This is a genomic window from Porphyrobacter sp. AAP60, assembly GCF_001296025.1.
Lineage (GTDB): Bacteria > Pseudomonadota > Alphaproteobacteria > Sphingomonadales > Sphingomonadaceae > Erythrobacter.
Map to the genome: position 1 here is coordinate 99,889 of NZ_LJHV01000002.1, position 10,277 is coordinate 110,165.

A 10,277-nucleotide genomic window follows, 5' to 3' on the forward strand; every position below is an offset into this window, starting at 1 on the left:
CCATGCAATACGTCTCGACACGCGGCAGCGCACCGGCGCTCGATTTCGAAGGGGTCACGCTCGCAGGGCTGGCCAGTGATGGTGGCCTCTACCTGCCTTCCGAATGGCCGCGCTTCACGGAAAGCCAGATCCGCGACATGCGCGGGCTGGCCTATCCCGATCTTGCTGTGCGGATCATGGCGCCCTTTGTCGCAGGCAGCCTGACCGAGGATGAACTGCTCGGCCTGTGCCATACGGTCTATGGCGATTTCGGCCACGCCGCCGTTGCCCCGCTGGTGCAGCTCGATCAGCAGCACTGGCTGCTCGAACTGTTCCACGGCCCCACGCTGGCGTTCAAGGACGTGGCGCTGCAACTGCTTGGCCGCCTGTTCGAGACTTTCCTCGAACGCCGGGGTGAACGCCTGACCATCGTCGGCGCCACCAGCGGCGATACGGGCTCTGCGGCAATTCAGGCGGTCGCCGGGCTTGAGCGTGTGGAAATCTTCATGCTCCACCCCAAGGGGCGGGTCAGCGATGTGCAACGCCGCCAGATGACCACGGTGCGTGCTCCCAATGTCCACAACCTCGCCATCGAAGGCAGCTTCGATGATGCGCAGGCCCATGTGAAGCGCATGTTCAACGATGGCGATGTGACCGGCACGCTCAACCTCGGCGCGGTCAATTCGATCAACTGGGCGCGGCTGATGGCGCAGGTGGTCTATTACTTCGCATCCGCCCTGCAACTCGGCGCGCCTGACCGGACGGTGGCCTATAGCGTGCCGACCGGCAATTTCGGTGACGTGTTCGCAGGCTATGTTGCGGCGAAGATGGGCCTGCCTATCGAACGCCTGATCGTTGCCACCAACATCAACGATATTCTCCACCGCGCCTTGTCCAGGGGCGATTATTCAGCGGGCGGGGTTACGGCCACGATCACGCCGTCGATGGACATTCAGGTGTCCTCAAATTTCGAGCGCCTGCTGTTCGATGCGGGCGGGCGCGACGGCGTTGCGATGGCGCAGCAGATGCGCGCTTTCGAAGCGACCAAAACCATGGCGCTCACCAACGCGCAGGCGCAAGGCGCATCCGCTCTGTTCACCAGCGCCCGCGCCGATCAGACCGAAACCGCCCGCGCCCTGCAATGGGCTTACCGCAATGCGGGACAGGTGATCGACCCGCACACCGGCGTCGGCCTGCACGGCGCGCAAGCCGTTGCCGCCAGCCTGCCCGCGGGTGTGCCCATCGTCACGCTCGCCACGGCACACCCTGCCAAGTTCCCCGACGCGGTAGAGCGCGCCATCGGCATGCGTCCCGCGCTGCCTGCACGCGTAGGCGACCTGTTCGGACGAGAGGAGAGCTTCATCGAACTGGCGGGCGATTATGCCACCACCCGCGATCATGTGCTGGAGCACGCGGCCGGATCGAAAGCGTAGTGGCTACCCTCGTCCAGCAACCGCTGGTGATGGAATGCACCGGTTGGGACTCCTACCGCCTGCTCGATAGCGGGGCAGGGCGAAAGTGGGAGGCATTTGGCCCCCACACCTTCATCCGGCCCGAACCGCAGGCCATGTGGCAACCACGCATGGAGGAATGGCCCGCAGCGGGTGAATTCATCCCCGGATCGGACGAGGATGGCGGCGGGCGCTGGCAGTTTTCGGGGCATTTCACTGAAAACCTGCCCGATGAAGGCTGGCCGCTGGCGTGGGACGATGTCCGCTTCACCGCCAAGCCCACGCCATTCCGCCACCTGCAATTCTTCCCCGACATGGCCCCGGTGTGGGACTGGATGCGCGGGCAGATGGAGGGGATGACCGAGGCGGAGACTCTTAACCTGTTCGGCTACACCGGCCTTGGTAGCCTCGCCCTGTCGCGCCATGGCAAGGTTACCCATGTCGATGCCTCGAAGAAATCCGTGGCGCAGGCGCGTGAGAACGCCGCGCTGTCCGCGATGGAAGACCGCCCGATCCGCTGGCTGGTGGACGATGCTGGCAAGTTTACCGCGCGCGAAGTGCGGCGGCACCGACGCTATGACGGGATCATCCTTGATCCGCCCAAGTTCGGACGCGGGCCGGATGGGGAGGTGTGGCGGCTGGAAGAACATCTGCCGGGCCTGATCGCCGATTGCGCCAAGCTGCTCGATAGCGACAGCCGCTTTATCTTCCTGACCGTCTATGCCGTCCGGATGAGCAGCCTTGCAATTGCCGGCCTGCTGCAAGAAGCGCTTGGCGCGCTGCCGGGGCAGATCGAACACGGGGATCTTGCAGTAAGGGAAGAGGGCGAGGGTGGCAGGTTGCTGCCGACCGCAATCTTCGCGCGCTGGAGCAATTCATGAAGCTGGAAGTTAAGACAGACGCACAGATTGAAAGTTGGGCCCGGAAATATGAAGAGGCCGGGAAGACTGATCATCCCGACTACGCGCTCCTCGTCGTTGAGCGCACCAAACGTCGGCAAGAAAAGCAAAGACTGAATTTCACGAAGTCTCTTGAGCACCTCAAATCGTGCGCGATCGAAGGGCGCTTTACGTCTTATGGCGAACTCGCAAAAGCAAGTGATGTGGAGTGGAGCAAAGCTCGGCACCAGATGAACGGGCCGAGAGGGCATCTGGACACGCTGCTCGACGAGTGCCGGATGACTGATTTGCCTCTTCTGACGGCCATTTGCGTCAATCAGGAAAATCTTCAATCAGGCAAACTGGGCGAAGATGCCCTTTCAGGTTTTGCAGATGGTGCTAGGCGCCTCGGCATAGCTGTCGGTGATTCCGATGAATTTCACTCGCGATGCGTCGCCGAATGCTTCGAATGGGGCAGAATGCAAACGAAATGACCGATACCCTCACCCTCGAAGTCAATGATTTCGTCGTCGATGTCCTCACCGGCATCTATTCCGAGGAAACCGGCCAGCCGCAGCCGCTGCGCATCTCGATCGCGGCGCGGTATAAAATCGCGGATCGTTATGAACCCGATACGCCGCTTGATGCGTCCAAGAACTACATGGACCTGAAATTCGCAGCCAGCGGCGGCCTGCCGCAAGGCGTGCATTTCAAGCTGATCGAGGCGGTGGCCGATCACATCTGCCAGACGCTGTTCGTGCAGGATGCGCGGGTGGAAGCGGTGACGGTAAAGATCGTCAAACTCGCGATTGCCGAAGCAGACGAGCAGATCGGCATCACGATGCACCGCGAACGTCCGGCTTCGCACGGAGCGTGACAGCATGATGCGGCGGTTGGAGGTCAATTTTCTGCCCGATGCCGCACTGGATGCGGCGGCTGCGTTCATGGCGTTTCAGCTTCCCGCCGCCCGCGCCATTCTCGATCAGGCCGATTGCACCGCGCTCACGATCATCCTGCCGCCCGCGCCCCACGATCACCGCGACTGGCGGCTGGCAATGGCGCGCGATCTGGCGCGCGAAGCCACGCCGAAGCGGGTCAATATCGTTGGCGGCACCGCTGGTGAGGCACTGACAGCCACGTTACGCTTTTTGTCAGATGCGCCGGGGGTGACAGGGCAGTATCTTGCGTGCCATGACGATACCCGTGCCACCGACCACGCCCCCGTTCGAGCCTCGCAAGCCTGATCTGATCGTCCTGCGCGATCCGGCAGAGGCCCCGCCGCCGCTGGTGGACAGCTTCCAGCGCCGGATCACCTATCTGCGACTGTCAGTGACGGATCGCTGTGATCTGCGCTGTTCCTATTGCATGCCTGAACGCATGACCTTCCTGCCCAAGAAAGATGTGCTGACGCTGGAGGAGCTTTATGATCTCGCTACCGGCTTCATCGCGCGCGGCGTGACGAAAATCCGCATCACCGGCGGGGAACCGCTGGTACGGCGCGACATCATCGATCTGTTCACCGCGCTGGGCCGCAGGCTGGGGCATGATCTGGCCGAACTGACGCTGACCACCAATGGCACGCAACTGGCCGAACATGCCGAGGCGCTGGCCAAGGCAGGCGTGCGGCGGGTGAATGTGTCGCTCGACACGCTCGACCGGGCAAAGTTCGCCGCGCTGACCCGGCGCGACATGTTGCCGCAGGTTCTGGAAGGGATCGCCGCGGCCAAGGCGGCGGAGCTCAAGGTGAAACTCAATGCCGTGGCGCTGAAGGGTGTGAACGAACACGAATTGCCCGATCTGATCGCATGGGGCCACGCGCAGGGCCACGATGTTACGCTGATCGAGGTCATGCCGCTGGGCGATGTCGAGGAAGAACGGCTGGATCAATACCTGCCGCTCGATAACGTACAGCATGAGCTGGAGCGCCGCTGGACGCTCAAACCGCTGGCCTTTTCGACCGGTGGCCCGGCGCGCTATGTCGAGGTGGCGGAAACCGGCGGAAGGCTGGGCCTGATCACCCCGCACACCAACAATTTCTGCGCCAGCTGCAACCGGATGAGAGTGACAGCGACGGGGCAGCTGTATCCCTGCCTTGGCGGGGGCGAGCAGGTGGATCTGCGGGCAGCCTTGCGTTCGGACAATCCCGAGGCAAACCTGGCCGCCGCGCTGGACGAGGCGCTGCGGATCAAGCCGGAAAAGCACCACTTCCGCATGGACGCACGCGGGGCCGATCCAGCGCTGACGCGGCACATGTCGATGACGGGGGGTTAGGGTGAAACCTCGTCATTGCGAGGAGCCGAAGGCGACGCGGCAATCCATGGATCGCCGTCGCACCTATGGGAATCGGTCGGTTTATGGATTGCTTCGCTTCGCTCGCAATGACGAAGGAATGTGCAGATGATCACGATTGTGCTGCTCGGCAAGCTGGCTGATCTTGGCGGCGCATCCACGTTGACGCTCGCCGCGCCGCTCGATTGGGAAGGGCTGAAAGCCGCGCTGCCGCCTGCAATGGCCGAGGCGTTGGACGATCCGCGCAACCGTGTCGCGCTGAACGGCGCTTTGCTGGCCGACAAGGCGGAATTACGGGCGAATGCAAGCGACGAAATCGCGCTGCTGCCGCCGGTATCGGGGGGCTGATGCGCGATATTCGCCTGCTGACGCAAATGTTCATTCCCGGCACGCTGATCGGCCCCTTCACGCAGGCCAATCCGGGGTTGGGGGGCGTGTGCACCTTCGTAGGCGAGGTGCGTCACGACGCCAAGGAACATGGGGGCGTAGAAGCGCTGGAACTCAGTCATTACGAACCGCTGACCTTGCCGGGGATGCACGAACTGGCAGACCGGGCCTTCGACCGTTTCACGCTGATGGGCCTTTTGATGGTGCACCGCATCGGCGTGCTGCGTCCGGGTGAGCCGATTGTCTGCGTTTCAGCCGCCGCGCTGCACCGCCGCGACGCGATCGACGCGGTCGATTTTTGCATGGATCACCTGAAAAGCGCCGCCTGGTTCTGGAAGCGCGAGAAGCGCGCCGATGGCTGGCACTGGATCGAACCGCGCGCCGATGACACCCGCGATCTGGCGCGCTGGCAAAGCTGATCAGATCCGGGCTGATCAGATCCGGGCTGATCAGATCAGGGCTGATTTGATCCGCGTCAAAGCAGGCAACTGCGCCGCCCGCTAATTCTCCTGCAACGCCAAGGAGGATTACCCATGAGCCATATCGTCCACGACCTGATCGCCAGCGGCGATGCCCGCATTGTCGATCTGCCCGCACCTGTCCGCCACCAGATCGAGACTGACCGCAATTTCGGCCTGCCCACCGCGCTCTACGGAGCGACGATCGCTTGCTATCTCGGCTTTCTGGTGATTGTCGGCAGCGCCTTTGCCAATCCTGTGCTGGCGATCCCGCTGGCGATCATCGTGCTGCTGGTTGCGGCGTTCTTCGGCGTTCCCGCGATATGGACGCGGCTGAAAGGCAATGCGTCCGAACCGGCAACGCTGGGCGAGTTCGAACGGCGCGGGATCATGACCAACACCGGTCGGCTGAGCGCGGGCGAGGCTTCGGCGCAGGTGCTTGTGCTGCCGGTTCTGCTGGTGGTGTGGGGGCTGGCCGTGGCAGTCATCGCTGCGGTTGTTGCCTGATACCCTACCCGGTTGAGCCCTTTTCGGGGCGGCAGCTTCTTTCTCCCCGGAAGGCTACCGCCCCGAAATCTCGTGCAGCAGCTCCGGATTGCGCAAGGCAATGCCGCGTTTCCCCTCGCGCTTGATCGCGCCCATATCTTCCAGCTCGCCCAGCTTGCGGCTGACGGTTTCGATGGTCAGGCCCAGCATGTTGCCGATTTCCCCGCGGGTCAGCGGCAGTTCGAAATGCTGTGCGAGATGGCATGAGCTATCGCTCGCCGCCGCCGCGAAATCATGCAGCAGGGCTGCCAGCCGGGCCTCGGCACTGGCGTGGCCGGTGAGTTCGAGCAGGTTGCGCGTCGCCAGCAGATCGGCCTGGCTGCGGCGCAGCAAGGCGCGGGCCATCGCCGGATAATCCTCGATCGCGCGCTCGATATCGGCCTTGGCAAAAGTGCACAGCCGGCTTTCGGTCAGCGCCACCACGTCATGGTGCGCAAAGGGCGCGAACAATTCGCCGATAAAGCCCGCAGGGTGGACGAGCGCGAGGATCTGTTCGTTGCCGTCGATATCGACCGCCGAAACCTTCAGCGCGCCGCTCAGCAAAGTGGCGCAGGCGGCGTCCTCGTCTCCCGCAGCGAACAGCATCTCGCCGCGTTTCAACACGCGGGTGCGCCCGGCGGTGGCCATGGCTTCGCGTTCTTCGGGCGTCAGCACCGCGCAAGCGGCCGATTCCTTCACCGGGCAGGTGGCGCAGGCGAGGTTCATGATCCCATCACCTCCCACAGACGCGCAATCGCCGCATCCTCGCGGGCGACCAGCGCGGCCACTTCGGCCTGCGCGGCGCTGAGCGACGGGTCTGGTGCAAGCGCGGTCGATGCGGCGGCGGCCAGCAGATCAAGATCGGCCAGCACCGCCGATGTTGCCCCGCGCTGCGACGAAAGATCGGCCATAGCCACCAGTGCGGCCGCGCGGGCATTGGTTTCGGCCGACCGCCCGGCTGCGGCACGGGCAAGAGGCTGGGCTGCGCTTTCCGATGCCAGAAAGGCCGCGTGCGCGGCATTGGCCCGGTCACGCAGGGCAGAAATCCGTGCCGGATCGGTCGCAGGGCGAATCGGCACTGCCGGCGCGGGCGGCGGAACCGGCGTTGCCGTGGTGACAGCCCTTTCGAACGGGCGGATCGCCAGCGAAGGATAGCGATCATTGCTGGATGCGCAGGCAGGCAGCACCGCAATCAGCGGCAAAGTCGCAAAGTATTTCAGTTTGGCATTCATCATGATCCCGTGCCGTGATAGCATGTCGCCTGCAAGCGGCAAAGACGGCCATTCGAATCCGTTCGATTGCGATTTGGCGATGTTTTGGGATGGTGGGGCGTTGACTTGCCATGGCCTTTCCCCTAACGGCACCCATCTTTCCGGGGCTGCATTCGCGCAAGTTCCGCAATGCCGTTCGGTTGGCCTGGCATCCGCCCGCCCATTCGGACACCGCACAGACAAGAGAGTTATAAAGCCATGTTCGCTGTAGTGCGCACTGGCGGCAAACAATACCGGGTTGCCGCTGGAGACAAGATTGCCGTTGAAAAGCTCGCTGGCGAAGCCGGTGACACCATCACGCTGGGCGACATCCTGCTCGCTGGCGATGGCGATGATATCGCCGATGTGTCGAAGGTGACCGTTTCGGCGGAAATCATCGCGCAGGCCAAGAGCGAAAAGGTGATCGTTTTCAAGAAGCGTCGCCGCCACAACTATCGCCGCAAGAACGGCCATCGCCAGCAGCTGACCCTGCTGCGCATCACGGCTGTGGGCGAAGCGGAAAAGAAGGCACCGGCCAAGAAGGCTGCTGCCAAGAAGACCAAAACTGACGCACCGGCTGAAGCCGCTGCCTCGGCAGAATAAGGAGCGACTGAACCATGGCACATAAAAAAGCAGGCGGTTCGTCGCGTAACGGTCGTGATTCGGCCGGTCGTCGCCTTGGCGTGAAGAAGTTCGGCGGTCAGGAAGTGATCGGCGGCAACATTATCATCCGTCAGCGCGGCACCCGCGTGTACCCGGGCGTGAATGTCGGCATCGGCAAGGATCACACCCTGTACTCGCTCGCCGAAGGCGTGGTGCGATTCCACGGCGGCAAACTCGGCCGCAAATACGTCAGCGTCGACGTAATGGCTGAAGCCGCCGAATAAGCGGACGATTCGCGAAAGGGATCGTCCGGCAAGGATGGTCCCGGTAGGTGCAAGACCTGCCATGAGAGGGAGACAGGACCGTCCTCAACCGAGGGGGTCCGTCTCCCTTTTTCTTTCTCCCTCGAAACAATCGCGCGATTTCAATGTTGCGCGTGCACGAAATTGTCATGCGCAGGCCATAGGGGCTGCACGGGGCGATGTTGGGAGAGATCGCGTGTTCCACCGCAGCGAAAGACTGTTTCTCAGGCCCGCTTTCCAGGAAGATTGGGAAGCGATCTACGCGGCCATCGGCAGTGATGCCGAACTGGCGCGTAACCTTGCCCGCGCACCCTGGCCTTACGAGGCCAGCGATGCGCGTGATTTCGCCGCATTGCCGCAGGACTGGCGCCTGCCGCATTTCCTCGTGACGCTTCCCGGCACCGGGGTGATCGGCAGCGCAGGGCTGGGGGAACATGATGGCGCGCCCGAAATCGGTTACTGGATAGCCCGCGAATTTCGCGGCCACGGCTTTGCCACCGAAGCCTCCGAAGCTGTGCTGCGGATTGCGCAAACGCTGGGGCACCGGCGGCTGACGGCGGGACATTTTACCGATAACCCGGCATCGGGCCGGGTGCTGCGAAAGCTCGGCTTTGTGCCGACCGGACGGTTGACCCAGCGCCACAGCCGCGCCCGCGGCGGTTTGGTCGATACAGTCGAATATGCCCGCGATCTTGATGCCCAAGGCGATCTGCCTCCGGTTCGACGCGCAGCCTGATCGGTTTGAGGCTATCCGGGGGCCGTGCCTTGTTCGCAGGCGCAAAAGCCGTTAACCCGCCTGCCAGCATGACAGTTCGCAAACGCCTGACCCCCGAAGAATCGCGCAGCTCCGCGCTGGCAGCAGCGCGCGCTTTGCTGATCGAAACAGGGCCGCAGGCCGTGACACTGAAGGCGGTATCGGCGCGCATCGGGCGCACCCATGCCAATCTGCTGCATCACTTCGGCTCGGCCTCGGGCCTGCAAAAGGCGCTGGCAGAACATCTCGCGCGTTCGGTGTGCGAAACGATCATCGATGCCGTCCACGCCAGCCGCGCAGGCCTTGGATCGGCGCGCGAAGTGGTCGATCTCGCCTTCGATGCCTTTGACCGCGAAGGGGCGGGCGCGCTGACCAGCTGGATGCTGCTGACGGGCAATGAAGATGCGCTCGATCCGATCATCGGCACGATCCACGATCTGGTTGACGAACTCGCGCCGGACGAGGCCGATCATACGGGCGACCAGAAAATCCATCACGATACGCTCACGCTGGTGCTGATGGCGCTGGGCGATGCGCTGATCGGCGGGGCGCTGGCAAAGTCGCTAGGCCTGCCGCGTGATGCGGCGCGGGGGCGGGCAGCAGCGATGCTCGAAGCCAGCCTTGCCGAGCACCAGACCGCTTAGGATTCGGGCGGAACAAGCCCTTCAGCCTGCCATGCGGGCAGAGCGGCGGGATCGAGTTTTTCCACCCGCAGGTGATCGATGGCAAGGCCGAGATCGGGATAGGCCGCCACCCGGCGCGCTTCGTCCGACGCGTCCAACGGCAGCACCACGAGACGGCGATTGACCTTCTGCCGCCAGTTCATCCGCGCCGTATTCTCCTGCCCGACATAGCAACCCTTGGTGAAGCTGACGCCGCCCAGTTCCACCGCGTTGGTTTCCAGCCACAGGATATCGCCCAATTCGGCGCGGCCTTCCGGCACGCCCAGCGACAGGCGGTGCGCCAGCCAAGCCGAGTCGGCGCTTTCGCCTTCGGGCGGGGCAAGCCAGCGGTGGCCGAGTTCCGTCAGGCGCGGGTCGGGGACAGCGCCGGGGTGCGGATCAAGGCTCCAGTGAACGCGGCGCGACTCATCGAGATCGATGCCGATCTTGCGCCGCAGCCGATACATTGAAAGGCGCTTGACCAGTTCATCGGCATAGGCCGCTTCGCAATCGAGCAGCAGACCGGCCGGATCGCCCCACACCAGAAAATCGAACAGGTGCTTGCCCTGCGCCGAAAGCAGCGCGGCGTAGCAGGGCAACGGCCCCTGCACGTCATTGGTGATAAGGCCCTGCAGGAAGGCGGCGACATCTTCGGCCGCGTCCAGCGGGGTCAATCGGATCAGCGCGCGGGTGGTAAGTTGGGTTGCAGTCATGCGTGACAGATAGGTGGGCGCGTGGC

At 63.5% G+C, this 10,277-nt stretch carries 16 protein-coding genes; 13 read left to right on the forward strand and 3 right to left on the reverse strand.

What is annotated here, in order from left to right; all coding sequences use genetic code 11:
- The first annotated feature begins 2 nt into the window (after positions 1–2).
- The 9 genes from thrC (at position 3) to IP79_RS01010 (ending at position 5,949) form a co-directional block, all read left to right on the forward strand.
- Positions 3–1,412: a threonine synthase gene (gene thrC, locus IP79_RS00970; protein WP_054117392.1), complete on the forward strand. Its 1,410-nt coding sequence runs from the start codon at positions 3–5 to the stop codon at positions 1,410–1,412.
- Positions 1,412–2,311 (forward strand): class I SAM-dependent methyltransferase, encoded by a 900-nt coding sequence (locus tag IP79_RS00975; protein ID WP_054117393.1) that lies wholly within the window; start codon positions 1,412–1,414, stop codon positions 2,309–2,311. The genes thrC and IP79_RS00975 overlap by 1 nt, the downstream gene beginning before the upstream one ends.
- Positions 2,308–2,802: a hypothetical protein gene (locus IP79_RS00980; protein ID WP_054117394.1), complete on the forward strand. Its 495-nt coding sequence runs from the start codon at positions 2,308–2,310 to the stop codon at positions 2,800–2,802. Before IP79_RS00975 ends, IP79_RS00980 begins: the two co-directional genes overlap by 4 nt.
- A complete protein-coding gene (locus IP79_RS00985; RefSeq protein WP_054117961.1) occupies positions 2,799–3,185 on the forward strand; it encodes a dihydroneopterin aldolase in 387 nt (128 codons plus the stop codon). Before IP79_RS00980 ends, IP79_RS00985 begins: the two co-directional genes overlap by 4 nt.
- A gap of 4 nt (positions 3,186–3,189) precedes the next feature.
- Positions 3,190–3,552, forward strand: coding sequence for a Rossmann fold domain-containing protein (locus tag IP79_RS00990; RefSeq protein ID WP_054117395.1), 363 nt, complete (start codon positions 3,190–3,192; stop codon positions 3,550–3,552).
- Positions 3,500–4,579, forward strand: a complete 1,080-nt coding sequence (gene moaA / locus IP79_RS00995; protein ID WP_082336933.1) for a GTP 3',8-cyclase MoaA — start codon at positions 3,500–3,502, stop codon at positions 4,577–4,579. Before IP79_RS00990 ends, moaA begins: the two co-directional genes overlap by 53 nt.
- 126 nt (positions 4,580–4,705) lie before the next feature.
- On the forward strand, positions 4,706–4,945 hold the full coding sequence (locus IP79_RS01000) for a MoaD/ThiS family protein (RefSeq protein WP_054117396.1): 240 nt from the start codon (positions 4,706–4,708) through the stop codon (positions 4,943–4,945).
- Positions 4,945–5,403 (forward strand): molybdenum cofactor biosynthesis protein MoaE, encoded by a 459-nt coding sequence (locus IP79_RS01005; RefSeq protein ID WP_054117397.1) that lies wholly within the window; start codon positions 4,945–4,947, stop codon positions 5,401–5,403. Before IP79_RS01000 ends, IP79_RS01005 begins: the two co-directional genes overlap by 1 nt.
- A 114-nt stretch (positions 5,404–5,517) precedes the next feature.
- Entirely contained in the window at positions 5,518–5,949 is a 432-nt protein-coding gene (locus tag IP79_RS01010; RefSeq protein WP_054117398.1) for a hypothetical protein, read from the forward strand.
- Positions 5,950–6,003: 54 nt separating this feature from the next.
- Here the strand turns inward: IP79_RS01010 and IP79_RS01015 are convergent, their stop codons facing one another.
- A complete protein-coding gene (locus IP79_RS01015; protein ID WP_054117399.1) occupies positions 6,004–6,693 on the reverse strand; it encodes a Crp/Fnr family transcriptional regulator in 690 nt (229 codons plus the stop codon).
- The gene (locus IP79_RS01020) at positions 6,690–7,202 is read right to left on the reverse strand and encodes a hypothetical protein (protein WP_156318001.1); all 513 of its coding nucleotides are present in this window, start codon (positions 7,200–7,202) and stop codon (positions 6,690–6,692) included. The genes IP79_RS01015 and IP79_RS01020 overlap by 4 nt, the downstream gene beginning before the upstream one ends.
- Before the next feature lie 234 nt (positions 7,203–7,436).
- Here IP79_RS01020 and rplU point away from each other — a divergent pair, with 234 nt between their 5' ends.
- The 4 genes from rplU to IP79_RS01040 all read left to right on the forward strand — a co-directional run bounded on the left by rplU (position 7,437) and on the right by IP79_RS01040 (position 9,520).
- Positions 7,437–7,820: a 50S ribosomal protein L21 gene (gene rplU, locus IP79_RS01025; protein WP_054117401.1), complete on the forward strand. Its 384-nt coding sequence runs from the start codon at positions 7,437–7,439 to the stop codon at positions 7,818–7,820.
- Positions 7,821–7,834: 14 nt separating this feature from the next.
- Positions 7,835–8,104 (forward strand): 50S ribosomal protein L27, encoded by a 270-nt coding sequence (rpmA, locus tag IP79_RS01030; protein WP_054117402.1) that lies wholly within the window; start codon positions 7,835–7,837, stop codon positions 8,102–8,104.
- A gap of 214 nt (positions 8,105–8,318) precedes the next feature.
- Positions 8,319–8,858, forward strand: a complete 540-nt coding sequence (locus IP79_RS01035; RefSeq protein ID WP_054117403.1) for a GNAT family N-acetyltransferase — start codon at positions 8,319–8,321, stop codon at positions 8,856–8,858.
- Positions 8,859–8,926: 68 nt separating this feature from the next.
- Entirely contained in the window at positions 8,927–9,520 is a 594-nt protein-coding gene (locus IP79_RS01040; RefSeq protein ID WP_054117963.1) for a TetR/AcrR family transcriptional regulator, read from the forward strand.
- Here IP79_RS01040 and IP79_RS01045 read toward each other — a convergent pair.
- On the reverse strand, positions 9,517–10,251 hold the full coding sequence (locus IP79_RS01045) for a YgfZ/GcvT domain-containing protein (protein WP_054117404.1): 735 nt from the start codon (positions 10,249–10,251) through the stop codon (positions 9,517–9,519). The two genes, IP79_RS01040 and IP79_RS01045, sit on opposite strands and share 4 nt — an antisense overlap.
- Between the last annotated feature and the right edge of the window lie 26 nt (positions 10,252–10,277).